At 70.9% G+C, this 24,673-nt stretch carries 25 protein-coding genes; 12 read left to right on the top strand and 13 right to left on the bottom strand.

The genetic code is table 11. From position 1 onward, the window contains the following. Window positions 1–3: 3 nt before the first annotated feature. Window positions 4–771: a hypothetical protein gene (locus AC1DXJ_RS06325; RefSeq protein ID WP_477636574.1), complete on the bottom strand. Its 768-nt coding sequence runs from the start codon at window positions 769–771 to the stop codon at window positions 4–6. A gap of 156 nt (window positions 772–927) precedes the next feature. On the opposite strand from AC1DXJ_RS06325, the gene paaI reads away from it, so the two are divergent. Both paaI and galE read left to right on the top strand, forming a co-directional pair. Further along, complete coding sequence (gene paaI / locus AC1DXJ_RS06320; RefSeq protein WP_477636573.1) at window positions 928–1,362, top strand: hydroxyphenylacetyl-CoA thioesterase PaaI; 435 nt, start codon at window positions 928–930, stop codon at window positions 1,360–1,362. A 73-nt stretch (window positions 1,363–1,435) separates the two neighbouring features. Beyond that, a complete protein-coding gene (gene galE / locus AC1DXJ_RS06315; protein WP_477636572.1) occupies window positions 1,436–2,452 on the top strand; it encodes a UDP-glucose 4-epimerase GalE in 1,017 nt (338 codons plus the stop codon). Here the strand turns inward: galE and AC1DXJ_RS06310 are convergent. The 5 genes from AC1DXJ_RS06310 to AC1DXJ_RS06290 are packed head-to-tail and all read right to left on the bottom strand — an operon-like array spanning window position 2,440 to window position 6,835. Continuing rightward, a complete protein-coding gene (locus AC1DXJ_RS06310; protein WP_477636571.1) occupies window positions 2,440–2,841 on the bottom strand; it encodes a RidA family protein in 402 nt (133 codons plus the stop codon). The genes galE and AC1DXJ_RS06310 overlap by 13 nt on opposite strands. 25 nt (window positions 2,842–2,866) lie before the next feature. Then, window positions 2,867–3,631 carry an amino acid ABC transporter ATP-binding protein gene (locus tag AC1DXJ_RS06305; protein WP_477636570.1) on the bottom strand — a complete coding sequence of 255 codons (765 nt, stop codon included), beginning with the start codon at window positions 3,629–3,631 and terminating at the stop codon, window positions 2,867–2,869. Beyond that, window positions 3,628–4,548 (bottom strand): amino acid ABC transporter permease, encoded by a 921-nt coding sequence (locus AC1DXJ_RS06300; protein ID WP_477614344.1) that lies wholly within the window; start codon window positions 4,546–4,548, stop codon window positions 3,628–3,630. The genes AC1DXJ_RS06305 and AC1DXJ_RS06300 overlap by 4 nt, the downstream gene beginning before the upstream one ends. A gap of 8 nt (window positions 4,549–4,556) precedes the next feature. Continuing rightward, window positions 4,557–5,519, bottom strand: coding sequence for an ABC transporter substrate-binding protein (locus AC1DXJ_RS06295; RefSeq protein ID WP_477636569.1), 963 nt, complete (start codon window positions 5,517–5,519; stop codon window positions 4,557–4,559). Beyond that, window positions 5,516–6,835, bottom strand: coding sequence for an alpha-hydroxy acid oxidase (locus AC1DXJ_RS06290; RefSeq protein ID WP_477614342.1), 1,320 nt, complete (start codon window positions 6,833–6,835; stop codon window positions 5,516–5,518). The genes AC1DXJ_RS06295 and AC1DXJ_RS06290 overlap by 4 nt, the downstream gene beginning before the upstream one ends. A gap of 114 nt (window positions 6,836–6,949) precedes the next feature. Here AC1DXJ_RS06290 and AC1DXJ_RS06285 point away from each other — a divergent pair, with 114 nt between their 5' ends. From AC1DXJ_RS06285 to AC1DXJ_RS06265, 5 genes are all read left to right on the top strand, one after another. Beyond that, the gene (locus AC1DXJ_RS06285; RefSeq protein ID WP_477636568.1) at window positions 6,950–8,659 is read left to right on the top strand and encodes a PucR family transcriptional regulator; all 1,710 of its coding nucleotides are present in this window, start codon (window positions 6,950–6,952) and stop codon (window positions 8,657–8,659) included. Between the two features lie 303 nt (window positions 8,660–8,962). Then, window positions 8,963–9,652: an RNA polymerase sigma factor gene (locus AC1DXJ_RS06280; RefSeq protein ID WP_477636567.1), complete on the top strand. Its 690-nt coding sequence runs from the start codon at window positions 8,963–8,965 to the stop codon at window positions 9,650–9,652. A 68-nt stretch (window positions 9,653–9,720) separates the two neighbouring features. Continuing rightward, complete coding sequence (locus AC1DXJ_RS06275; protein ID WP_477636566.1) at window positions 9,721–10,254, top strand: low molecular weight protein-tyrosine-phosphatase; 534 nt, start codon at window positions 9,721–9,723, stop codon at window positions 10,252–10,254. A gap of 48 nt (window positions 10,255–10,302) precedes the next feature. Beyond that, a complete protein-coding gene (locus tag AC1DXJ_RS06270) occupies window positions 10,303–10,686 on the top strand; it encodes a tetratricopeptide repeat protein (RefSeq protein WP_477632934.1) in 384 nt (127 codons plus the stop codon). Window positions 10,687–10,694: 8 nt separating this feature from the next. Next, the gene (locus AC1DXJ_RS06265; protein ID WP_477636565.1) at window positions 10,695–12,125 is read left to right on the top strand and encodes an LLM class flavin-dependent oxidoreductase; all 1,431 of its coding nucleotides are present in this window, start codon (window positions 10,695–10,697) and stop codon (window positions 12,123–12,125) included. Between the two features lie 36 nt (window positions 12,126–12,161). On the opposite strand, the gene AC1DXJ_RS06260 is transcribed toward AC1DXJ_RS06265, so the two are convergent. Further along, a complete protein-coding gene (locus tag AC1DXJ_RS06260; RefSeq protein ID WP_477636564.1) occupies window positions 12,162–13,190 on the bottom strand; it encodes an aldo/keto reductase in 1,029 nt (342 codons plus the stop codon). Window positions 13,191–13,313: 123 nt separating this feature from the next. Between AC1DXJ_RS06260 and purB the strand changes: the two genes are divergently transcribed. The 4 genes from purB to AC1DXJ_RS06240 all read left to right on the top strand — a co-directional run bounded on the left by purB (window position 13,314) and on the right by AC1DXJ_RS06240 (window position 17,162). Beyond that, complete coding sequence (gene purB / locus AC1DXJ_RS06255) at window positions 13,314–14,723, top strand: adenylosuccinate lyase (RefSeq protein WP_477636563.1); 1,410 nt, start codon at window positions 13,314–13,316, stop codon at window positions 14,721–14,723. Window positions 14,724–14,816: 93 nt separating this feature from the next. Beyond that, window positions 14,817–15,182 (top strand): DUF2568 domain-containing protein, encoded by a 366-nt coding sequence (locus AC1DXJ_RS06250; protein ID WP_477636562.1) that lies wholly within the window; start codon window positions 14,817–14,819, stop codon window positions 15,180–15,182. 10 nt (window positions 15,183–15,192) lie between these two features. Next, window positions 15,193–15,594, top strand: a complete 402-nt coding sequence (locus tag AC1DXJ_RS06245; protein WP_477636561.1) for an MmcQ/YjbR family DNA-binding protein — start codon at window positions 15,193–15,195, stop codon at window positions 15,592–15,594. 89 nt (window positions 15,595–15,683) lie between these two features. Then, entirely contained in the window at window positions 15,684–17,162 is a 1,479-nt protein-coding gene (locus AC1DXJ_RS06240) for an HNH endonuclease signature motif containing protein (protein ID WP_477636560.1), read from the top strand. Here AC1DXJ_RS06240 and AC1DXJ_RS06235 read toward each other — a convergent pair. The 4 genes from AC1DXJ_RS06235 to AC1DXJ_RS06220 form a co-directional block, all read right to left on the bottom strand. After that, complete coding sequence (locus tag AC1DXJ_RS06235) at window positions 17,159–18,541, bottom strand: adenylate/guanylate cyclase domain-containing protein (RefSeq protein WP_477636559.1); 1,383 nt, start codon at window positions 18,539–18,541, stop codon at window positions 17,159–17,161. The two genes, AC1DXJ_RS06240 and AC1DXJ_RS06235, sit on opposite strands and share 4 nt — an antisense overlap. Further along, the gene (locus AC1DXJ_RS06230) at window positions 18,538–20,283 is read right to left on the bottom strand and encodes an NAD(P)/FAD-dependent oxidoreductase (RefSeq protein WP_477636558.1); all 1,746 of its coding nucleotides are present in this window, start codon (window positions 20,281–20,283) and stop codon (window positions 18,538–18,540) included. Before AC1DXJ_RS06230 ends, AC1DXJ_RS06235 begins: the two co-directional genes overlap by 4 nt. A 115-nt stretch (window positions 20,284–20,398) precedes the next feature. Continuing rightward, window positions 20,399–21,034 (bottom strand): VOC family protein, encoded by a 636-nt coding sequence (locus AC1DXJ_RS06225; RefSeq protein ID WP_477614329.1) that lies wholly within the window; start codon window positions 21,032–21,034, stop codon window positions 20,399–20,401. A gap of 48 nt (window positions 21,035–21,082) precedes the next feature. Further along, entirely contained in the window at window positions 21,083–21,910 is an 828-nt protein-coding gene (locus AC1DXJ_RS06220) for a TrmH family RNA methyltransferase (protein WP_477636557.1), read from the bottom strand. A 74-nt stretch (window positions 21,911–21,984) separates the two neighbouring features. Here AC1DXJ_RS06220 and AC1DXJ_RS06215 point away from each other — a divergent pair, with 74 nt between their 5' ends. After that, window positions 21,985–22,593: an LURP-one-related family protein gene (locus AC1DXJ_RS06215; protein ID WP_477624857.1), complete on the top strand. Its 609-nt coding sequence runs from the start codon at window positions 21,985–21,987 to the stop codon at window positions 22,591–22,593. Between the two features lie 22 nt (window positions 22,594–22,615). Here the strand turns inward: AC1DXJ_RS06215 and AC1DXJ_RS06210 are convergent, their stop codons facing one another. Together AC1DXJ_RS06210 and AC1DXJ_RS06205 are read right to left on the bottom strand one after the other, a co-directional pair. After that, window positions 22,616–23,428 carry an HAD family hydrolase gene (locus tag AC1DXJ_RS06210; RefSeq protein WP_477636556.1) on the bottom strand — a complete coding sequence of 271 codons (813 nt, stop codon included), beginning with the start codon at window positions 23,426–23,428 and terminating at the stop codon, window positions 22,616–22,618. Between the two features lie 9 nt (window positions 23,429–23,437). After that, entirely contained in the window at window positions 23,438–24,649 is a 1,212-nt protein-coding gene (locus AC1DXJ_RS06205) for an alpha-hydroxy acid oxidase (protein WP_477636555.1), read from the bottom strand. Window positions 24,650–24,673 lie beyond the last annotated feature (24 nt).

Genomic DNA, 24,673 nt, shown 5'->3' with positions numbered 1-24,673 from the left:
CGGCTAACTGGGCGCGTTGGTGAACTCCTGCCACCCCGAGCCGAGCGCTGTCAGCCACCCGACCCTCACCCGGGCGGGCGGCGCGGAGCCCGACAGGGCGTCTGCGCCGTTGTCGATGCGTTCCCTGAGAGCCGGCGGCGCGACGTCCCCGGGTGCCTGGTGGTCCTGGATGACCCAGTCCCCGGGGGTGCCGGCCCACTGTGCCTTCCGGGCAACGGCGTAACAGGCGGTGAGGTGGTCGGCGACGTGTCGGGAGCAGGTCAGCAGCTCGACCGTGGCCGTGCGACCGGGCTGGCAGGCGACGACCCTGAACCCGCCCCACTCCGGATGGGTCGTCATGTCCAGCTGGGAGACGCGGTCCCGGGTGACCCGTTGGATGGAGGCGTCGGTCGCGGCCCGGCGGACGATGCCGAGGTAGTACTTCGCGGTGGGAGTGTCCTTGCCGTGGACCTGCTCGATCGTCAGCCGCCACTGCTCGTCGGTGACTCCCTTCACCTGGCCCAACACAGGGAGCAGCTGCTCGGCCGAGGCGATGGCCGCGACGGCGCCCGTGCAGGTCGCGGGGAACGCGACGGGGGTGAAGCCGTTCGCGGCGACTGCGGTGGCGCCTTCGCCTGGACGGACGGTGATGCGCGCAGCTCCGGATGGTGGCGTCAGCCGGGTCGCGGACTCAGACTCGGGACTGTCCGTGTCACGACCGAGGGTGAACGCGGCGACGGCGACAGCTGCGATGGCCACGGCGGTGCCCGCCGCGAGGAGGCGCCGGTTCACTGGAGTTCCTTTCCGTGAGTCGACCACGCCGGGGGAAGGGCCCCGGGCATCTGCGGAAGAAGTCACTGCTGAGGGGACGGGGCGAGGGCGAAAGGGTGACGCGCCCGGCCGTTCCTTCTCTGCCAGACTCCGGACCATGGGCGAGGAGGCAGCACGGTGACCACGGACCTCACGCACGTCCTCCAGATGTGGGAGGACGACGAGGCTTCCCGGGCCCTCGGCATGGAGGCGACCGTCATCGAGGTCGACCACGCAGTGGTGCGGATGACGGTCACCGCCGAGATGGTCAACGGTCACGACATCGCCCACGGTGGCTACCTGTTCACGCTCGCCGACTCGACGTTCGCCCTGGCGTGCAACAGCCGCGGTGCGTTGACCGTGGCGGCAGGTGCGGACATCACGTTCGTCACCTCCGTCCGCCTGGGCGAGGTCCTCGTCGCGGAGGGCCGGGTGCGGACGGCCTACGGGCGCAGCGGGATCACCGATGTCACCGTGACGCGCGAGTCCGACGGTGCGGTCGTCGCCGAGTTCCGCGGACGCTCGCGCTCGCTGCGGTCCGCGCTCCCGCCCGGGGAAGGACGACAGGCCTAGGGCACCCGCCGGCATGCCGCCCACGTGGTGGCCGCGCGCGCTGGGAGCCCGCCCGGCGGCATACGGTAGGCGCATGCGCGTCCTCGTCACCGGCGGTGCCGGCTACATCGGGTCCCACACCGTCGTCCAGCTCGTGGCGGCAGGCCACGAGGTGGTCGTCGTCGACAACTTCTCCAACGCCAAGCCGACGGTGGTCGGGCGGCTGGAGTCGTTGACGGGGGCGCACCTGGAGGTGCACGCCTTCGACCTGACCGACCGGGACAAGATCGAGTCGCTGTTCGCCGCGCGGCAGTTCGACGCGGTGATCCACTTCGCCGGGCTCAAGGCGGTGGGCGAGAGCGTGGACGTACCGCTCGAGTACTACCAGAACAACCTCGACTCGACCTTCGCCCTGGTCCGCGCCATGCACCGCCACGGCTGCCACCGCCTGGTGTTCTCCTCCTCGGCCACCGTCTACGGCGACAACGCCCCGGTGCCGATGAAGGAGGAGTACCCGACCTCCGCGACCAACCCCTATGGCTGGACCAAGGTGATGATCGAGCAGGTGCTGCGCGACGTCGCCGTGACGGACGAGCGGTGGCGGATCGCCCTGCTGCGCTACTTCAACCCGGTCGGCGCCCATGTATCGGGGACCATCGGCGAGGACCCGCAGGGCATCCCCAACAACCTGATGCCGTTCATCGCGCAGGTCGCGGTCGGCAAGCTGGAGAAGCTCAACGTCTTCGGCGGCGACTACGACACCCCGGACGGGACGGCCCTGCGTGACTACATCCACGTCGAGGACCTTGCCGCCGGTCACCTCGCGGCACTGACCAGGCTCGGCAGCACCGACGAGCGCGTCTCGACCTGGAACCTCGGCACCGGTCACGGGACGTCGGTCCTCGAGGTGCTGCACGCCTTCGAGAAGGCCTGCGGCCACGAGCTCCCCCACGAGATCGTCGAACGGCGGGCCGGCGACATCGCCGCCTCGTATGCCGACCCGTCCCGCGCCGAACGCGAGCTCGGCTGGAAGGCCACCCGCACCATCGAGGACATGTGCGCCGACCAGTGGCGCTGGCAGCGCGGCAACCCCTTGGGCTACCCCGACTGACAGGGAAGGGCCGCGACGACGTCGATCTCGACGAGGAAGTCGCCGAGGAACGAGCCGACGGTCGTGCGAGCCGGGTAGGGCGGCGTGACGAAGCGCTCGTAGGCAGCGTTGAAGCCGGCGAAGTCCCTGCCGGGGTGGTGCAGGTGGGCCGTCGCCTTGACCACGTTGTCGAAGTCCAGCCCATGGGCCTCGAGGACGGCGAGGACGTTGGTCAGGGCATGCGTGGTCTGCTCCTCGATCCCGTCGCCGACGACTGCTCCGCTCACGGCGTCGTGCGGGGTCTGGCCGGCGGTGAAGAGGAAGCCGTTCGCGACGACGGCCTGCGAGTAGGGGCCAGCAGGGCCGGGGGCGGCTTCGGTGGTGACCTGGACGAGCTGGGTGGGGGACATGCAAGGGCTCCGTTCGGGCGGGGGGCTAGAGGACCTTCGAGAGGAAGGCTCGGGTGCGGTCGTGGCTGGGGGCACCCAGGACGACCTGGGGCGGCCCGCTCTCGACCACGACGCCCTGGTCCATGAACACGACCTGGTCGCCGACCTGTCGGGCGAAACCGAGCTCGTGGGTCACGACGACCATCGTCATCCCGGCCTCGGCCAACGACTTCATGACGTCGAGCACCTCGCCGACCAGCTCGGGATCGAGGGCGGACGTGGGCTCGTCGAAGAGCATCAGCTTCGGCCTCATCGCCAGCGCCCGGGCGATGGCGACCCGCTGCTGCTGACCACCGGAGAGCTGCTGCGGGTAGGCGCTGCCGCGATCGCCCAGGCCCACCCGCGCGAGCAGCTCGAGCGCCTCGGCGGCGACCTCGTCCCGCGGGCGTCGAAGGACGTTCACCGGGGCCGCCACGATGTTCTCCAGCGCGGTCAGGTGCGGGAACAGGTTGAAGCGCTGGAACACCATGCCGGCATCGAGGCGGGATCGTGCGGTCTGGCGCTCCTTCATCTCATGGAGGCGGCCGTTCCGCTCGGCGTAACCCACCAGCTGCCCGTCCACGGAGAGCCGACCGGCGTCGACCTTCTCGAGATGGTTGATGCAGCGCAGGAAGGTCGTCTTCCCTGAGCCGGAGGGCCCGATCAGGCAGGTCACGGATCCACGCTCGACAGTGAGGTCGATGCCCTTGAGGATCTGCGTGTCGCCGAAGGCCTTGCGGACCCCGACCGCTTCCACCATGGGGTTGCTCATCGTGCGAATCCCTTCCAGGCGCGGCGAGCCCGTGAGGACGAGGTGTCGAACCCTCGGCCGTAGCGCCGTTCGAGCCTGGTCTGGAAGAAGGTCAGGACGGTGGTCATGGCGAGGTACCACAGGCTGGCGACGATGAGCAGTGCGATCGTCTGGTAGTTCTCCGAGTAGATGATCTGGGCCTGGTAGAGCAGGTCGGCGATCGCGATGACGCTGACGAGCGAGGTGCTCTTGAGCATCGAGATGACCTGGTTGCCGGTGGGCGGCAGCACCACCCGCATGGCCTGCGGCAGGATGACGAGCCGCATCCGCTGCTGGCCGTTCATCCCCAGCGCCCGGCCGGCGTCGTACTGACCAGAGTCCACCGACTGGATCCCGCCGCGGATGATCTCGGCCATGTATGCCGCCTCGTTCAGCGAGAGGCCCACGACGGCGGCAACCAGCGGCGTGATCAGGGAGTTCGCGGAGGCGATCTCCCACGACGGGCCGGACGGGATGCCGATGGAGATGGTCGGGTAGAGGGCGGCGGTGTTGTACCAGAAGACCAGCTGCACCAGCAGTGGCGTTCCCCGGAAGAACCAGATGTAGCCCCGGCTCACCGTGCTGACGATCGGGTTGGCCGAGAGGCGCATGATGGCCAGCCCCGTGCCGAGGACGATCCCCACGGCCTCGGCGACCACGGTGAGCACGACGGTGAGACCGGCACCCTCGAGGATCGGGCGCGCGAAGAGGTACGACAGCACGACGTCCCAGTGGTAACCGGGGTTCTCGGCGATGTCCCACCCCACTCCCACAGCCGACACCAGCAGGAGCAGGCCGATCGCGGTGCGCACCGGGTGCCGCAGGGGTACCACTGTCGGCACCTCCTGCGTCGGGCCAGACACGCTGTCGACAACGCCTCCGGCGACTTGTTCGCGCATGACTCCTCCTACTGCGCGAAGTTGACGCGGGCGTCGTGGAGGGCGGCGGACTCGAGCCCGTAGGTGCCCAGGGCCTGCTGGAACGCCGGGGTCGTGATCACGGAGCTCAGGGCTGCCGCCACGGCCTTGACGAGTCCGGAGGACTTCGGCATGCCCACGCCCACCGGCGCGAGCTCGAATGTGGACGCGACGGCGATCGCGGGGCTCTGCTTGGCGGCGTAGCTGAGGATCGGCGAGTCCGCGAGCACGGCCTCCTGCCGTCCGCTGGTGAGGGCCGAGACCGCCTGACGCGTGTCCTGGTACTGGGCCGTCCTGATCGCAGGCTTACCGGCTGCCGAGCAGGCCTTGTCGAGGGTCGGCACGTCGACCGTCAGCTGGTAGGAACCGGTGAGCACTCCGACTGCCTTGCCGCACAACGAGTTCTGGTCGAGCTTCAGGGGGTTGCCCTTCGGGACTGCCACCGAGGTGCCGATCTGCATGTAGTCGACGAAGTCGAGCACCTTCATCCGCTCAGCGGTGGGGGTCATCGACGAGACCGTCAGGTCGTACCGCCCTGCGGCGATCCCGGGGATGATCTGGTCGAAGTTCACGACCTTGATCTCCACCGTGACCCCGAGGGCCTGCCCGAGCAGGCGCGCCAGGTCCGGGTTGATCCCGGTCATCTCCTTGGTGCCGGCGCGGTAGAACTGGACCGGCGGCTCGTTGGTCGGGATCGCGACGCGGAGCGTCTTGCTCGCCTTGATGGAGGACGGCAGGAGCCCTGCGGCCGAGGCGTCGACTGCAAGGGTGGGGCCCGCGGTGGCGGGGTGTGCGTCCGCCGTGGCGGGGTGTGCGTCCGCCGTGGCGGTGCCGCCCGGACCACAGGCGGTCAGCAGCAGCGCGCTCAGGGCGGCCGCGATCGAGCCTATGGAGCTCATCGAGCCGATCGACCTGCGGCGCCGGGCCGAGCCGGGCAGGGTCGACGTGTTCATGCGGTGCTCCTCTCGCCCGCGGAGCCGGTACGGACCCGTGGGGTGTCGACGAGTGGACGGTCCACTCGCGCTGGGGTGGGGGTGACGACGTCGCCGCGGTGCCTGAGCAGCTCAGGACCTCTCGCGCGGAGCTCGTCGATCGTCGTGACGCCGAGCAGCGCCATGGTGCGAGTCATCTCCTCGCGGAAGAGGCGCAGGACGTGGGCCACGCCCGCCTCTCCGGCCACGGACAAGCCATAGAGGTACGGCCGGCCGATCGAGCAGGCGGTGGCACCGAGCGCGATCGCCTTGACCACGTCGGAGCCGCGCCGGATTCCTCCGTCGACGATGAGCTCGACCCGACCGGCGGTCGCCCGGACGATCTCCGGGAGGACGTCGAGGGGGGAAGCCATGTGGTCGAGCTGGCGCCCGCCGTGGTTGCTGACCTGGATCGCGTCGATGCCGAGGTCGGCGGCCCTGACGGCGTCGGCCGCGTTCACACACCCCTTGAGGACGATGGGACCGGCCCAGCGGTCCCTGAGCTCGGCGAGGTCGGTCCAGTCCGTGGGTTCGTAGCTGCCCGCGAGGAGGGTGCGCCACATGGCCGGTGAACTGGCCAGTGGACCCTCGGGAATCGTGGCGTCGAGGTTCGGGAAGGCGATCGCGTCCTGTCTCAGGAAGCCCACGCTCCACGCGGGGTGCAGGGCACCCTCCACCAGGGTCCGCGGCTTGATCGATGGGGGTGCGGTGAAACCGTTGCGGTAGTCGCGTTCACGGTGCCCGATGGCCCGACAGTCGACATTGACGAGCAGGGCCTCGTAGCCGGCCCGCGAAACCCGGTCCAGAACGGCCTGGAGGGCGACCTTGTCCCTCGTGGGCTCGAGGTTGAACCACCGCCGCAGGCCGGGGGTCCCCGCACTGACCGACTCCATGGTGGTGGTGCTGAGGTGTGCCAGGCCGTAGGGGATCCCCGCGTCACGGGCAGCGCGGGCGGCCCCGATCTCGCCGTCAGGGTGGAAGAGCCGCGTGCCGCCGGTCGGGGAGAGCGTGAGCGGCAGGGCGACCGGGCCACCCAGGAGCCGTGAGCCCAGGTCGAGGTCAGCCACCGAGCCCCAGCGGGGCACGAACGTCCAGTCGTCGAAGGAGGTGCGGTTGCGCCGCAGGGACACCTCGTCCTCGGCGCCACCCTCGAGGTAGTCGAAGACGCTGCGGGGCAGTCGACGGCCGGCAGCGCGCCCCATGTCCTCGACGCTGAAGTACTTGCGGGACAGGCGTTCCGACCGCGTGGTCGGGGGGCCCTGCACCGTGACCAGTGCCCTGATGTCGCTGAGTCTCACACTGCCTCCGTCCTCGCCGATCCGGGTTGGGTCCAGATCGTGTCCCAGACGAGCGACTCAGGTCATGGAGGAAAGAACAGAAGAACGGAGGCGCGCTGGTGATAACGTCCAAGCGTGGACGAGGCCACTGAGCCGACACGTGCCGACGCACCCGATGCAGCCGCTGCAATCGATGCAGCCGCAACAGGTGCGCCCGACGCGCAGGTCGTCCGCCTTGCCGACTTCATCGAGCTCACGCATGCCGAGCTCCTGCATGCCAATCCCACGACCGACACCCTCGAGCACCGGGTCTCCGACGTCCTCATGTACGACCCGCTGGACGACTGGACCAACAGCGACGACCGCATCATCCTCGCGGTGGGCATCGCGGTCGGCACGCCGGACTTCGACCAGCTGCTGCACCGGGCGGCCAACAGCAACGCAGCGGCCGTCGTCGTGAAAGCCCACGGCGCCTCGGTCGAGCAGCTCCGCGAGGCAGGTGTCCGCCACAGCCTCGCCGTGCTCGTCGCCCCCGACTCGGCCGACTGGTCGCGCCTGGCGACTGTCGCCAGGGCCTCGGTGACCGGGGCTGCCGCGGACTCCGTCTCCGGTGCCCGGCTCGGCGACCTGTATGCCTTCGCCAACACCATCGCGTCGATCACGGACGGTGCCGTCAGCATCGTCGACCCGCGTGGGCAGATCCTGGGCTACTCCACGCTCCCTGGGCAGGAGATCGACGAGCTGCGCAGGGCGACCACGCTGGCCCTCCAGGAGACCACCCCTCCGGCGTTCGACGACGACTACAAGGTGGTCTACGCCTCCCCGCGAGCGGTCCACATCCCGCTGCACGAGGGTGGTTCCGACCGGCTCGCCCTGGCGGTCCGAGCCGGTGGTGAGCTGCTGGGGTCCGTGTGGGTCATCGACCCGGGAGGGGACGAGCGGGCGGCAGCGCTCGACGCCCTCGACCGGATCGCTCCGCTGATCGGGCTGCACATGCTCCACGCGCGCTCGGCGGCCGACTTCGGCGAGCGACGCAACGCCGACCTCCTGAGAACCCTCATGGAGGATCCCGCGCACGCCGCCTTCGCAGCGGCCCAGCTGGGCCTGCGCCCGGGAGGCGGCCTTGCGGTCGCGGCGTTCTCGGTCGTGCGGCCCGATCCGGCGCGGCTGGACCTGGCGCGGGAGACGCACCGGCTCCTCCACCTGGTCTCCACGGTGTGCGACGTCTACGTCACCCAGAGCACCACGGCGCTCATCGAGTCGACCGTGTATGCCGTCCTCACCGGATCCGGGGAGGGCGCCCGTGCCAGACACCGTCGCGTCGTGCAGGAGGTGGCGTCCCACGCCCACACCATCAGCTCGTTCCCCATGGTCGCGGCGGTGGGGAGCACCGCGACGTCGGTCGACGCCCTCCCGAAGTCCAGGAGGGAGGCGATGGACACGCTCGCGTACCTGTGGAACCGGACGTCGGCACCCTCAGGCACCCCGGCGCTCGGGTCAGTGGCGCTCTTCGAGGACCACCGCATACCCCTCAACATCCTCAAGGTCCACGAGTTCATCACCGACCACGAGCTCGGCGAGGGTGACGCGGTCGAGACGATCAGCGCGCACGACCGCCGGCACCAGACGGACTACCTCCAGACCCTGCGCGCGTACTGCTCGACGAACGGCAACATCTCTGCCATGGCGGACGCCCTCCACGTGCACAAGAACACCGTCCGCTACCGCTTGACCCGACTCGTCGACGAGTTCCACGTGGACCTCGACGACCCCCACGTGCGGCTCTGGCTCTCCCTCCGCGTAGCCACCGCCGATCTGGCGGACGAGGTCGACAGCCCGGCCTGACCCCCCATCGACCGCACCCTGGCCCCGACGTCGGCGCGAGCGGCGAAATGTCGCGGATATGCGGAAAGACCCCTGACTCCTTGGTCCAGGGACCAACCACCGCGCGCCATTTCCGTACGAGCGCCCAAGGTGTGGCGTCGGCCGCGATGTCATCCTCGTCGTGCGCCGATCGACGGCAGCAGGCAACAGGTGGCTCGACCACTGAGTGCTGTTGACCAGTCACTCCCGGCCCGGCTCAGCCAGGGTCCGCGAGCACCGCCCCACTTGACCGACCACCTGAGCAGCACCTGGAGCCATACCGCCATGCCCGCCTACGCACACCCCTGGGCCGATGCCCTCTCTCGGCACGATGCACCTTCTCGGCACGATGCGGCTGCTCACCCGTCGAGCCGGCCCCTGCCCTCCGACGCGCCGCTGCCCTCCGACGCGCCGCTGCTGGCCGCCGCCCGCCACGGTGACACGGGAGCCGTTGCCGAGCTGTACTCCCGTCACCACGCGGCCCTGATCCGGATGGCGCGGCGCCGCGCCTTCGCCGACTACTCCGCCCAGGACCTGGTCTCCGAAGCCTTCGCCAAGATGCTCCACGCGCTGGCGACCGGGCACGGACCCGACGACAACGCGCTGGCCTACCTGGCCGTGACCGTCCGCAACCTGTCCGTCGCGCACATCCGGCGGCGCAGCCATCGCTACGCGCCGTCGGTCGCCGCGGACGAGACGCTGCTCGCAGTTCCCGACCCGCGTCCGGGAGTGGACCACGATGTCCTCACCCGGGAGCGGCACGACGAGATGCGCGCCGCCCTCAACAGCCTGCCTCCGCGCTGGCGGGACGTGCTGCTGCTCACGGAGGTCCAGGAGCTCAGCGTCGCCGAGGCCGCACACCTGCTCGGCACGACGCCCACGGGCTTGAGGGCCTTGTCCTACCGCGCACGTCGAGCACTGCGTACCGCCTATGCGGCCCAGACGCAGAGCCAGCTGCCCGCCGACGTGGGCTGACGCACGTCAGGCGGGTCGCCACCGGACCAGGCCGAGGTCGTTGGACAGCAATGTCGTTGAATGGACGCATGGCAGAACAGCTGGCACCCCACCGTCCCTATCGGGTCACCGTCGTCTGCACCGGCAACATCTGCCGCTCCCCGATGGGCGAGTTCGTGCTGCGCGAGCGTTTCGAGCGGGCCGGCCTCGGGGACGCCGTCGTCGTCGACTCGGCCGGCACACACTCGTGGGAGGTCGGCAGCCCGGCCGACCCGCGCACCCTGGCGGTGCTCGCCCGCAACGGCCACGACGACTTCGGGGGACGTGACCACGTTGCCCGACGGTTCGAGGCATCCTGGTTGCCGCACGTCGACCTCGTCCTGGCCGCAGACGCGGGGCACCTGCGTGAGCTGACCAGGCTCGCCCGCACCGAGGAGCAGCGAGCCAAGCTCAGGCTGTTCCGCTCGTTCGACCCGGATGCGAAGCGATCGGGGGCACTCGACATGGACGACCCCTGGTACGGCGACGACTCGGCGTTCGACCAGACGTACGCCGAGGTGGTCGCGGCCGCCGACGGCGTCGTGGAGCACGTCCGCCGCCAGCTCGTCGCGCGGAATAGTTGAATATCGAACTAGTGTTGTGCGGGCATGACCATGACCAGCAGGACCAGCATGACCAGCACTCCCTTCATCCTCCGGCTCGAGTGGGCTCGCGGCCTGGTCGACGCCGGTGACTACGGCGCCGCGGCCATCGCGTTGAAGGAGCTGGTCGACGAGTCCGACGCGACCGAGACCGTGCACGGCACGGCCGAGCTCCGAACCCTGCTGGCTCGTGCCTACTTCGGCTCCGCCCAGCTGGGGCGTGCCGAGGCGGTGGTGCGGGGACTCGTCGAGGACGCCCCCGACGACGGCTACCTCCACCTCCTGCTCGGACGCACCCTGCAGCGTCAGTCGCAGCACGAACAGGCCCGGCGGCACCTCGCGCTGGCCCAGGTCCTGGGCGACTACGAGCGCCCTGCCGCCTACGGTGAGTCCACCACCATGCCGACCAGCTGAGGGATGCCATGACCGACTACGGGCAGGACCTGCAGTTCGGGATCTTCCCGAGCCCTGACGCCACCGCTGCCGACCTGACCCTCGAGCTCAGCGAGGCCGCCGACGTCGGCGGCCTGGACCTCGTCACGATCCAGGACCACCCGTACCAGGCCAGGCACCTCGACGCCTGGACCCTGCTGACGGTCATCGCCGCCCGTACCACCTCGGTCCGCGTCGCCCTGAACGTCGCCAACCTGCCGTTGCGGCCACCGGTCGTGCTGGCCCGCAGCGTCGCGACCCTCGACCGGCTCAGCGGCGGACGCGTCGAGCTGGGCCTCGGCGCGGGTGCCTTCTGGGACGCCATCGTCGCCGCCGGCGGCACCCGCCTGTCCCCGGGTGAGTCGGTCGAGGCGCTGGCCGAGGCGATCGCGGTGATCCGGGAGGTGTGGGCCGGGGCAGGGGCACCGTCCGTGCGGGTGGAGGGGGACCACCACCGCGTCGTGGGCCTGCATCCCGGCCCGGCTCCCGCGCACCCGGTCGAGATCTGGCTGGGTGCCCTCAAGCCGCGGATGCTCCGCCTCACCGGCACCGTGGCCGATGGCTGGCTCCCGAACATGGGGTATGCCGCGCCGTCGGCTCTGCGGGGCATGAACCAGACCATCGACGACGCGGCCCGCAAGGCCGGTCGCGACCCGGCCGAGATCCGCCGGCTCTACAACATCGGCCCGCGGACCGGCGCCGAACAGCTGGCCGACCTCACGCTGGAGGAGGGGATGAGCACGTTCATCGCGCCGGTGTCCTCCCTGGCGGACGTCCAGCGCTTCGCGACCGAGGTGGCACCTGCCACGCGGGAGCTCGTCGAGGCCGAACGGGCACGGCGGGCCGCCGTGCCCGCGGACTCCGACCCACCGATCGAGGTGCGGTACGAGGGCGCGGTGACCGCCCGGCATACCCGGGGCGCAGCGACGCCAGCTGCCTCAGGGGCCGGCGCCCACCTCGTCGAGGTGCACGACGGCTTGCGGGCCGAGCTCAGCCGGTTGCGCGACATCGTCGAGCAGGTGGTGGCCGGCGAGGAGCAGGCGCACCGCGCACGCACCGCGATCAACGAGCTGACCATGCGGCAGAACAACTGGACGCTCGGGGCCTACTGCGCGCAGTACTGCCGTTTCGTCACGGGACACCACACCCTCGAGGACCGCTCGGTCTTTCCCCACCTGCGACGAAGCGACCCGGCCCTCGCCCCGGTGCTCGACCGCCTGGAGGCCGAGCACCTCGTCATCCACGACGTGCTCGAACAGCTGGACGACGCCCTCGTCGGCCTGGTGTCGGGAGCCTCAGGGGGCTCGGCGACCGTAGAGCTGCAGCGCGTCGTCGACCGCCTGTCGACGACCCTGCTCGACCACCTGTCCTCCGAGGAGGAGGACCTGGTGCCTGCCCTGGACCGCTACGGGTTCGCCTGACCGGACAGCCCGCCGCAAGGAGCGGTCCGGGCGGCGTCAGCCGGTCAGGCCGCGGTGCCTCTGGTCCACGCCTGCGGCGCCGTACGGGTAGTCGTCCACCTGCGGGGCGCTGACCGCGGACAGCCGCTCGACGTGTTCGCGGCTCAGCTCGAGGTCGGCCGCCGCGAGGTTGTCGCCCAGCTGCTCGACCGTCCGGGCACCGAGGATGACCGAGGTGACGCCCGGCTGCGCCCCGACCCACGCGAGGGCGACCTGTGCGGAGCTCACGTCCAGCTCGGCCGCGACCTGACCGACTGCGTCGATGACGGCCCAGGTGCGCTCTTGGGCGTTGCGCGGTCCCCACGCCTCCATGCCCCGGGTCGGGTCGTCGCCGAGCCGGGACTCCCCGGTCGGGGTCGCGTCGCGCTGGTACTTGCCGGTCAACCACCCACCCGCGAGCGGCGACCACGGGAGCAGCCCCAACCCTGCGTCAAGGCAGGCGGGGACGACCTCGTGCTCGATGTCGCGAACCAGCAGGTTGTACTGCGGCTGCAAGGTCACAGGGGCGGTCCACCCGTGCTCGCGGGCCGTGAACACGGCCTTGGTGACCTGCCAGCCGAGGTAGTTCGAGAACCCGTAGTAGGAGATCTTGCCGGCACCGACCGCGTCGTCGAGGAACCGCAGGGTCTCCTCGACCGGGGTCAGCGCGTCCCAGGCGTGCATCTGGTAGAGGTCGACGTGATCGACGCCGAGCCGGCGCAGCGAGTCGTCGAGGGCGCGCCGCAGGTGGCGGCGCGAGAGCCCGAGGTCGTTGGGGCCGTCGCCCATGCCGAAGCGGCCCTTGGTGGCGATCACGACGTTCTTCGCATCCTCGGGGTGGGCCTTGAGCCAGCGGCCGATGATCGCCTCGGACTCACCGTCCTCGGCGTAGACGTCGGCGGTGTCCACGAAGTTGCCACCCGCCTTGACGAACGCCTCGAGGATCGCGCCGGACGTCGCCTCGGAGGCCTCGGCGCCGAAGGTCATGGTGCCGAGGCACTGGGTGGAGACGACGGTGCCGCTGCGGCCGAGGGTGGTGTATCGCATGGTGTTCACCGTATGCCGCCGCTCCCCGGACCGCGCGCCGCGGCAAGACACGTGGCCGGCGACAGCCACCGACCGCGCCGGACCGCGTCCACAGCGCTCTCGCCACTCTGGGAGACTGTCGCCATGGCTTCGCTTGCTGACGCGACCCCTCCCATCGCGCTGGGCGCCCTCGACGGCCGCTACCGCGGTGTGGTGGCTGCCCTCGTCGACCACCTCTCCGAACCGGCGCTCAACCGGGAGCGGGTGCGGGTCGAGGTGGAGTGGCTGATCTTCCTCACCACGCACCAGGTCCTCCCCGGCGTCCGGGCCCTGACCGACTCGGAACAGCAGCGGCTGCGCCAGGTCGTCGAGGACTTCGGTGCCGACGAGATCGCCGAGCTGGCACAGATCGAGAGCGAGACCCAGCACGACGTCAAGGCCGTCGAGTACTTCCTCAAGCGTCGCCTCACCGCGATCGCCCCGGGTGACGAGGACCGCGGCCTCGCCGAGCTGATCCACTTCTGCTGCACGAGCGAGGACATCAACAACCTGTCCTACGCGCTCATGGTCAAGGGGGCCGTGACCGAGGTCTGGCTGCCGCGCGCCACCCAGCTCGTCGAGTCGGTGGCGACGATGGCGTCCGACCTGCGCGACGTGCCCCTCCTCGCGCACACCCACGGCCAGCCCGCCACGCCGACCACCATGGGCAAGGAGCTGGCAGTGCTGGCCCACCGGCTCGGCCGCCAGCTGCGACGCATCGGTGCAGCGGAGTTCCTCGGCAAGCTCAACGGCGCGACCGGCACCTACGGCGCGCACCTCGCCGCCGTCCCTGATGCCGACTGGCCGACCCTGAGCCGTGAGTTCGTCGAGTCCCTGGGTCTGCAGTGGAACCCGCTCACGACCCAGATCGAGTCGCACGACTGGCAGGCCGAGCTCTACGCGGACATCGCGCGCTTCAACCGGATCCTGCACAACCTGTGCACCGACGTCTGGACCTACATCTCGCTCGGCTACTTCGCCCAGGTCCGCGGCCAGGGCACCGTCGGGTCGAGCACGATGCCCCACAAGGTCAACCCGATCCGCTTCGAGAACGCCGAGGCCAACCTCGAGGTCAGCAACGCACTCCTCGACGTGCTCTCCTCGACCCTCGTCAACAGCCGGCTCCAGCGCGACCTCACCGACTCCTCGATGCAGCGCAACATCGGAGTCGCCTTCGGCCACTCACTGCTCGCCATCGACAACGCCGCGCGGGGACTGGCCGGGCTCGACGCGGTCCCCGCCGCGATGGCCGCCGACCTCGACGCCAACTGGGAGGTCCTCGGCGAACCGATCCAGTCGGCCATGCGGGCGCTGGGCGCCCAGGGCGTCGCGGGCATGGAGAACCCCTACGAACGCCTCAAGGAGCTCACCCGTGGCCGCCGCATCACCGGCGACGACCTGCGTGAGTTCGTCGCCGGCCTGGGGCTTCCCGACGACGTCGCGAAGCGCCTCGCCGAGCTGACCCCCCAGAGCTACATCGGCGCGGCTCCCGCGCTGGTCGACTACCTCGACTGAACCACCTCGACTGACCCGTATGCCGCGGGGTCACCGCTGGGTGAGCGCGCGGCATACCCCATCGCCTGCAAGGGCGGACCACGCGGAGGTGACGTGAAGGCTCTCGGTTGGCTCGTGCTGGCACTGGTGTTCGTCGACGAGCTGCTCGCTGCCGCGGCGGCTGCCGTCTGGGGCAGCCACGTCGGCGGGGCGCTGCTCGCGACCGCGATGCCCCTCGTCGTGGTCGCGGTGTGGTGGACGTTCGCGTCACCCAAGGCGCCCCGGGGTGGCTCTGTCGTGCGGCCGGTGACCAAGGTGCTCGTGTTCGGGCTGGCTGGTGCCGGGCTGTGGGCGGCGGGACACCACGGCTGGGCGGTGGGGTTCCTGGTCTTCTCGGTCCTGGTGAACGGGCTCGCCCTCCTGCCGTCGATCCAGGCGCTGGTCTCCGAGGCCGACGCGCGGGGCGGACAGTCGGCGTAGCGTCGCCGTCATGGCCGCACGCAAGGCGAAGCTGTCGGACCTCGCTGAGATCGCCCTGTCCCTGCCCGAGGCGGAGGAGGGGAAGTCGTGGGGCAACCCGGCCTACACGGTGCGGAAGAAGTCGTTCCTGCACTTCCGGGAGCCGCGCCCGGATGCCGTCGACCCCGAGACCGGTGAGCGGATGCAGGACGTGATCATGTTCGTCGTCGCCGACCAGAGCGACAAGGAGGCCTTGGTCGAGGGCGACGGCCCGTGGTTCACGACGCCGCACTTCGACGGCTACAACGCAGTGCTGCTGCGCCAGCGCGACCTCGGCCGGCTGACCCGCGCCGAGCTCGCCGAGGTCATCACGGATGCGTGGGCGGCGAAGGCGCCGAAGAGGCTGGTGGAGTCGTACTTCGGTGAGGCCTGACGTTCCGCTCTCGGCGAAATCCGTTGTGCGGCAATGGTTTCCCTGTGGATTGCTGGACTCAGTTGTTCGAACAGGTGTACGATTGAGGTATGTCAGTCAGCCCCGTGGCTGCCCAGCGCGATGAGGTCCAGCGCGATCTCTGGGCGCGCACGGCCGAGGTCGCGGGGCGACTCAACCGAGCGCAGGGCGAGCTCGTCGACCTGGCCGCGGAGGTCGTCGACGGCAACCACTGGGGTGACGGCGGGTTCCGCTCGCCGGAGCACTACTTCGTCGTGCGTGCCGGTCTGTCGCCCTCGCACGCGCGTGACGTCGTGACAGTCGCGAAGCGCCGGCACGAGCTGACCGCGGCCTCGGAGGCACTACGCGAGGGGCGCCTGTCGCTCGACCAGACCGCCGTCGTGGCCCACCACGCGCCGGCGAGCCACCAGCAGTCCGCCGCCGACTTCGCCCAGCACGCCACCGTGCCCCAGCTGCGTCGCGCCCTGAGCCGGCACGCGTTCGCCCCCGCGCCGGTGGCCGAGACCGAGGGGCCCGGTGACGACACCCCGACCGACTCACCCGGACTCGGCCCAGCTGCCGGGCTGCCCGGGCAGGAGGACTCGGAGCGGCGGGCCTGCGCTCGCCCTGACCTGTCGATGCACTACGACGTGGACGGCCGGTTCCAGCTGCGCTACAGCGCACCGGCGCCGATCGGCGCGCTCGTCGAGCAGGCCCTCAAGGAGGCCAAGGACGCGCTCTTCCTCGCGGCATCCGGTGCGAGCGAGGGCGAAGCAGCTGGCCTCGACCGGAGCGGCCGGCACGGCATCGCGGCGACAGACCGCCCGACCTACGCGGACGCGCTCGAGGAGCTGGCTCAGCGATCGCTCTCGTCCGTGAACTCGACGGGTCGGGCCAGCCACTACCGGATCTACCTGCACCTCTCGACCGATGGCGCCTGGGTCAACGGAGGTGGGGCCATCCCGCGGCGACTGCTCGACCGCTTCGTCTCGGACGGCGTGGTCCAGCCTGTATGGGAGACCGAGGGCCGACCCGTCAGCGTGGGACGCGCGATGCGGATCCTGCCGGAGCGGTCTCGTCGACTCATCGAGGACCGCGACCGGGGTTGCCGGTTCCCCGGCTGCACGGCCACTCGATTCGTCGAGGTCCACCACCTCCACGAGTGGGCCGACGGCGGGTCGACCGACGTCGACAACCAGGTCAGCCTCTGCCCGTTCCACCACGACGCGATCGGCCGGGGCGACTTCAGCATCGCGGGTGACCCGACCAGGCTCGACGGCCTGGAGGTCACCAACCGCCACGGCCTGCACGTGCGACCGCCCACCGCCGCCGAGCTCGCGCCACCACTCGGCGGCGACCCGCCGTCGAGGTGGCAGACCGGGCGCGGCGAACCTCCGGCATACCAACCACCCACTGGCGAACGCGCTCGATGGTCCGACATCGAGATCCTCCCCGACGCTGCGACGCGATGGAGACGGGAGCTTCACCTCGTCAACCCGCGTGAGGCCGCAGATGCGGTCGCCGCCGAGCTCGCGGAGGGTCCGGGAGGCAGCGAGGACACTGCGCCCTAGAGCGAGAGCAGCACGAAGGCTTCGATGGCCTCGGCCTTGCCCTTGAGCTCCAGGGACCCGAGCGGCTCGGTCCGAGCACCCGGCAGCAGGTCACGGGTCGCGGCGCTGACGGCGACGCCTCCGACCGGTGCCTTGCCCTCGAGTCGGGAGGCGGTGTTGACCGCGTCGCCGATGACGGTGTGGGTCCGCCCGCCGCCAGCGCCCAACAGGCTGACCGAGACCTCTCCAGTGTTGACCCCCGCGCGGAAGCGGGGCCAGCCCGGGTGCTCGGCCGCCACCCGGGCGGTGGCTTCCTGCATGTCCAGTGCTGCCGCCGCCGCACGGCGGGCGTGGTCGGGCTGGTCGCCGCGGCGGTTGAAGGTGGCCATGATCGCGTCGCCGATGATCCGGTCGATGTCGCCGCCGTGGGCCCTGACGACCGGCGGGATGGCCACCTCGAAGTAGGTGTTCAGCATCGCCGTGACCTCTTGCGGCTCGTGCGTCTCGGAGAACGTCGTGAACCCCTGGAGGTCGGCGAACAGGATGCTCATGACCCGTCTCCCCGAGGTGGTCTGGTCGAGGTAGAGACCGGCGAACCGCTCCTCGTGCCACTGCCGCTGCGCCCCCCACGCGACGAGGGCGAAGGCGCCCAGCATCAGCACGTGCCACTCCCACCAGCTCAGCCGCCAGTTGGGCGCGAACACCAGCGCCACCATCGCCTCGGCGAGCAGCACGACCGCCGCCGCCACCGCCAGCGGCATCGTCCCCCGTCGCCGACGCCACAGTGCCAGGTAGTGCAGCGCGGTCCAGGCGTACAGGCCGATCGACACCACGGCGAGGGCGACGAGCGGCCCCGACGCGCGCTCCGGAGCGGTGTGGGCGTCGAGCGGCGGCAGGCTGGCCAGCGACGCGAGAGCCCACAGCACCATGACGCCGACCAACACCACGCGCAGGAGGGTGACCCGCACGATCACCCGGACCCCTGGCGGTCCGTCGAGAGGTGCCGTGGACCAGGCGGCGAACACCGAGGCGATGCCGAGGCCGACGGGCGTGGCCACCATGAACCCGGCGTTGGGGTGCGCCACCAGGACCCCTGGTGTGGCGAGCGCGTGCAGCCCGAGGAAGCCTGCGGCAGCGAGGAAGCTCAGGGACACGAGCAGGACCCGCGCGTCGCCGCGACGCGTGGCGGCGACGCCGGTGCCGTAGGCGACGATGGCGCTGAGCACGCCCGCCCCGAGCACGAGCCAGAAGTGTGACGGGTGGTGTTCCCAGGTCAGGTCGAGCGAGGGACGGCGCCGCAGCAGCACCAACCCACCGAGCGGTGCGCACGCTGCCAGCACCCCCAGCAGGACCGTCGTCCCCGGGGTGGGCGGGCGATCCCGGCCCGGCGTCGCAGTCACGGTCCGGCACCGGGAGGGGCTGCGCCAGTTGCGCCACCGGCGGCAGCGCCGGCGCCGCGCACCTGGGCGAGGTACTGGTGCAGCTGGGACACCACGACCGACCCCTCGCCGACTGCCGACGCCACCCGCTTGACCGAGCCGTCGCGGACGTCACCCACGGCGAAGAAGCCCGGCAGGGTCGTCTCGTACGGCATGGGCGGGCGTTCCAGCGGCCACCCCACGGACCCCATCGCGTCGGTGCCGCACACCACGAACCCCTTGTTGCGGTGCACGCGCTCCGGCAGCCAGTCCGTGCGGGGCTCCGCGCCGATCATCACGAAGAGCCCGTCGGCCTCGAGGCGCTGCTCATCGCCGGTCGAGCGGTTGCGGACGACGACGTGGTCGAGCCAGCCGTCGCCCCCGCCGCCGGACACCTCGCTCTCGGTGTGGACAGTGATCGTCGGGTTCTGCTCGATCTCCCCCACGAGGTACTGCGACATCCCCTCGCCCAGGGAGCCGGACCACACGACGAGGCGCACGTGCGCGGCATACCTGGCGAGGTGGAGCACCGCCTGCCCGGCCGAGTTGCCCCCTCCCAGGACCACCACGCGCAGTCCGGTGAGCCCTTGGGCCTCGGAGACGCTGGCGCCGTAGTAGACCCCCGCCCCGCTGAGCGCCTCGAGCGGCTCGATGCCCAGCCTGCGGTAGGACACCCCACTGGCCAGGACCACCGTGCTGGCATGCACGGCACCGACTCCGCTGATCTCGACGTCGAAACCCCCCGGCACCGCGCGCACCTGGACCACCTCGCGCGTCAGCAGGAAGTGGGCGCCGAACACCCAGGCCTGCTGGTAGCCGCGCTGGGCCAATTCGGCCCCGCTGAGCCCTCGGGAGAAGCCGAGGTAGTTGCGGATGAGCGAGCTCGAGCCGGCCTGCCCGCCCAGCGAGTCGCGCTCGACGACCAGGACACGCAGTCCTTCGGAGGAGGCGTAGACCGAGGCGGCCAGGCCGGCCGGGCCGGCGCCGACCACGACGACGTCGAAGTCGCGGTTCTCGTCGTCCAGCGTGGTGCGGATCCCCCAGGCCTCGCACAGCTCGGCATCCGTCGGGTCGAGCAGGACCACACCACCGATCGCCGGCATCCACACGACCACGGGTCCGGTGAGGTCCTCCGGATCGCGGACCCCGACCTGGCGCAGCGCCGTGATCGCGCCCGGTGAGCCCCGCTCGAGGTAGGTGTGGGGGATGCCGTTGCGGGTGAGCAGGCTGCGTATGCCGTGCCCCCGGGGGGCGCGCCGTTCGGCGACGACGACGACCTCGCGGTCCGGGGAGATGACCGTGCGGGACCACTCGTGGACGAACTCGCCGATGGTGCGGCTGAAGAGCTCGTCGTGGTCGGACCAGGGCTTGAGCACGTAGTAGTTGATGTCGCCGACCGCCATCGCCCGCAGGATCGCGTCCGCCGTCGGGCGGTCCGACCAGGCGCCCCAGCGCACCAGCAGCGCCCGCCGTGCATCGGGGTGCATGGTGCGCACCCGCCCGAGGAGCTCGGCGCCGGACGTCCCGCCGAGCCACTGGTCCGCGAGGACGGCGACCACGGGTTCACCGCGGTCGCGCGCTGCCTCCAGCTGGACCAAGGCCTCCGCCGATCCCAGCTCGCCACGCACGCGGTACTCGGCCCCGAACCGTCGTTGCAGGTGAGCCTCGATCCGGGACAGCGACTCGGGGTCGGCATCGACGGCAAGCAGGAGGGGACGTGCCATGGCAACTTCCAGCGGTCGGGGCCAGACGTCCCTCCACGCTAGGCGCGCCCCCGCTCCCCGGACTCGTGTCGATGACGTAGAAGCCATCGACGAGTGCGGTCATTCGGTGGTGCGGTCAGACGGTGACCTTGCCGCTCGGGGTGTCGAACGTGACTGCCAGCAGGCCCGGGGTGCCGTGCGGCGCGACGAACGTGAAGTCGATGACCGAGGAGGTCTGGTCCACGGGGAGGTCGAGCCACTCCCGGACCCGGGCGGGGTCGCCGGCGATCTGCAGTCCGTCGATGGTGACGTGCGTGTGCGCTGCCGTGGAGGGGTGCAGGGACGGGTCGTCCCACTGGATGAAGAAGGGCAGCTGCGGATCGGAGATCAGGCCCTTGACGCCGAGCTGGCGCCAGCGGAGCTCGACCCCGTCGGGGCGGTGCCGGTTGCCGACCACGGCCTCGCGGCCGATGCGCGCCTCATAGGGTGCGAGGTCGTCCACCGCGACGACCCACCCGAGCCAGCCCCCGCCGGCTTCGGAACGGGCGCGGACGGCCTGCCCGAAGGGCGCCTTGTCCGATGCCGGGTGGTCCAGGACTTCGACGATCTCGACGTAACGCTCATGCGCCAGCGGGAGGATCACGTTGCGCGTACCGAACCGCGGGTGGATTCCCCCATCGACCGGGTCGACCCCGATCAGCTTGGCGAGGCGTTCCGCGGTCGCCTGCAGTCCGTCGTGCTCTGCTGCATACGAAACGTGGTCAACTCGCATACCCGACATCGTGACATACGTCAGGGGGTGCTCCTGACACGGGTGTGCTCAGTGGGCTGGGGCGGGGCCGGAGGTGCCGCGCTGCCGCACCGCCTCGTAGATCACGATGGCGGCGGAGGTCGCGACGTTGAGCGAGTTCGCCTTGCCCACCATCGGGATTCGGACCTTGTATGCCGCGTGGTCGAGCACCTCGTCGGTCAGTCCGTACTTCTCGGCACCGACCGCGATGGCCACCGGACCGGTGTAGTCGACCTCGGTGTGCAGCACGTCCGTGTCGGGCGTGGTGGCGACGAGGGCGATGCCGTGGGCGTCGAGCCACGCCAGGGTGTCCTCGGTGGAGTCGCTGGCCACCGGGACGCTGAAGACGGTGCCCTTGGAGGCGCGCACGAGGTTGGGGTTGCCCCAGTCGGTCACGGGGTCGGCCGCCACGACGGCCTCCGCCCCGGCAGCGTCGGCCGTCCGCAGGATCGCGCCCAGGTTGCCCGGCTTCTCGACCCCCTGGCACAGGACGGTCAGGGCAGCGGGACCCACGACCAGCTCCGCGCACCGGCGCACGACCGACGGCACGACCGCGATGAAGCCGTCAGGCCCCTCGCGGTAGGCCGCCCGCTCGAACGCCGTGCGCGACACCTGGACCGTCTCGACCCCGTCGCGCCGCACCTGGTCGACGACTCGCGTCTGGCTGGTCGGGTCGAGCATCAGCTCGGGGCAGTAGTAGAGGGCCTCGGGCCGCACACCCGCGCCGAGGGCGAGGGTCAGCTCCTCGTACCCCTCGATGAGCGTCTGGCCCGTCTCCTCGCGCGTCCGGCGACGCCGGAGTCCGGTGAGCGACTTCAGGCGCGGGTTCGACGGCGAGGTGATGATCAGGTCAGCCATGGCGGGCCCAGTCTGTCAGTCCGAACAGGTGCGCCGCCGATCATGTCCGTCGCCGATCGTGCAGACTGTCGGCCATGAGCCAGCCCGCGGTCACCGAGCACTTCTCCCTCCGCCAGAAGATCACGATGATGGTCAACCGCTACGAGATCCGGTCGGTGGACGCCGCCGGGGTCGAGGGGCCGGTCATCGCGGTCGCCCAGCAGAAGCGGATGGCGTTCAAGGAGCAGGTCACGTTCTACGCCGACGAGGCCCGCACCCAGCCGGTGTTCTCGTTCAAGGCCAGGACCCGGATGGACCTCGGCGCGACCTACGACGTGTTCGACGCCTCAGGTGCCGCGATCGGCTGGTTCCGCAAGGACTTCGGCAAGTCGTTGCTGCGCTCGTCGTGGCACCTCGGCACGCCCGACGGACTCCAGGCGTTCGGCACCGAGCGCAACCAGAACATCGCGATCCTGCGCCGCGTGTGGGACCTCCTGCCGGTCGTCGGCGAGATCCCCCTGCCCTTCATCTTCCACTTCGACTTCACCGCGCCGGACGGCAGCGTCGTCCTGTCCTCGGAGCGCAAGCGCTCGCTGCGTGACCGCTACGACATCCGCATGCCGCAGGCCAGCAACGGCTGGCAGCTCGACTGGCGGGTGGGCCTGGGCATGGCCGTCGCGCTCGACGCACTCCAGGGCCGCTGACGGCTGGGTCGAGGCCCGGCGGCTAGAGCAGGGAGCGCAGGACGGGCACCAGCCCGTCCTGGTCGACGTCGAGGGTGACCTCGTCGGCGACCTCCTTGACCGAGTCGGGGGCGTTGCCCATCGCCACTCCACGGGCGGCCCAGTGCAGCATCTCGATGTCGTTGCGCTGGTCACCGATGGCGACGGTATGCCGCGGCTCGACTTCCAGCCGCCGGCGCAGGATCTCGAGGGCGGAACCCTTCGAGACCCCTTCGGGGTTGAGATCCAGCCAGGCGCTGAAGCCGACGGCGTAGTTGACGCCGTGCAGGCCGATGCGTTCGGTGAGGGCCAGGAAGTCCTCAGCGGTGCCGCCGGGCGCCCGGAAGGTCACGCGGGTCACGGGTTCGGCGACCAGCTCCTCCCACTCGACGACTCGCAGCTCACCCTGGAGCTCACCGTCCGGGAACGGCGCGCTCAGCTTGAACCCGACCCCGAGCTCTTCGACCGCGACGACCGCCCCCGGCCACTCGTGGCGCAGCAGGTTGAGCGCCGGGGCGGGGTCGAAGGTGACCGCCTCGATGATGCGGAAACCGTTGTCCTCCAACGGATCCAACTCGATGGTGACCGCGCCGTTGGAACACACGGCATACCCGCTCACGATCCCGAGCTCGGCGAGGATCGTCGTCGTCGCCACGATGGAACGCCCGGTGGCGACGATGACGTGGTGACCGGCAGCCACTACGGCGTGCACGGCCTCGCGCACGTCGGGTGACAGCTCGCCGGCGTGGTTGATCGTCGTGCCGTCGACGTCGAGGGCGATGAGGTGGGGGACGCTCACCTGCGGGGCATCGGTCATGCGGGCAGCCTACGGAAGGCGGACGTGCTGGGGCCCGAGGTCCGCGATCCGGCGGGCGCCCAGCAACGCCATCGTGCGCCTCACCTCGGTGGCAAGGATCTGCGCGGCGCGCTCGACGCCGGACTCTCCCCCTGCCATGAGTCCGTAGAGGTAGGCGCGCCCGACGAGCACCGAGCTCGCCCCGAGCGCCATCGCTGCGACGACGTCCGCGCCGGACATGACGCCGGTGTCGACCATGACCTCGGGCCCGTCGCCCAGCGCCTCGCGCACGTCCGGGAGCAGTCGCACGGGCACCGGCGCCTTGTCGAGCTGTCGGCCGCCGTGGTTGGAGAGCACGATCGCGTCGGCACCGGCGTCGAACATTCGGCGGGCGTCGTCGACGGTCTGGATCCCCTTGACGATGAGCGGGCCGTCCCACGTCGACCGCACCCAGTCGAGGTCCTTGATCGTCATCGTGGGGTCGAAGAGCGCGTTCATCATCTCGGCGACGGTGCCGTCCCAGCGGTCCAGGCTGGCGAACCGCAGCGGCTCGGTGGTGAGGAAGTTGACCCACCAGCTCGGGTGCATGGCGCCGTCGAGGACGGTCCGGGCGGACAGGGCCGGCGGGATGTTGAAGCCATTGCGCACGTCGCGCAGCCGCACTCCCGCGACCGGGACGTCGACGGTGAGGATCAGCGCCTCGAACCCGGCGGCCCTCGCCCGGGCCATCAGGTCCTCCGCCGGGCCGTGGTCGCGCCAGACGTACAGCTGGAACCACTTGCGCGCGCCCGGCGACGCCTGCGCCACGCCCTCGACGTCGGTCGTGCCCAGCGTCGACAGGCCGTAGGGGATGCCGAACCGTTCGGCCACGCGGACCACGGCGCGCTCGCCCTCGTGCTGCATCATGCGGGTGAACCCGGTCGGGCCGAAGCCGAACGGCAGCGCCGAGGGCGTGCCCAGGACGGTGGTCGTCGTGTCGATCTCGCCGACATCGCGCAGCACCGACGGCTGGAAGGTCAGGTCGCGGAACGTCGCCCGCGCCCGCTGCAGGCTGAGCTCGCCCTCGGCGGCGCCGTCGGTGTAGTCGAACACCGAGCGCGGTGTGCGCCGTCTCGCCACCTCGCGCAGGTCCGCGATCGTCAGGGCGGACGCGAGCCGCCGCTTCTTGGCGTTGAGCTCGACCGGCTTGGGCCGCAACAGGGGTTTGAGCTCGGACCACTTGGGCAGCTGGCGATCGCTCACCTCGCCGACGCTACCCGCGAACTG

The sequence above is a fragment of the Pedococcus sp. P2_D9 genome, assembly GCF_056404275.1.
The sequence above is the reverse complement of the archived record's forward strand: the minus strand, read 5'-3'. Positions and strand labels throughout refer to the sequence as shown.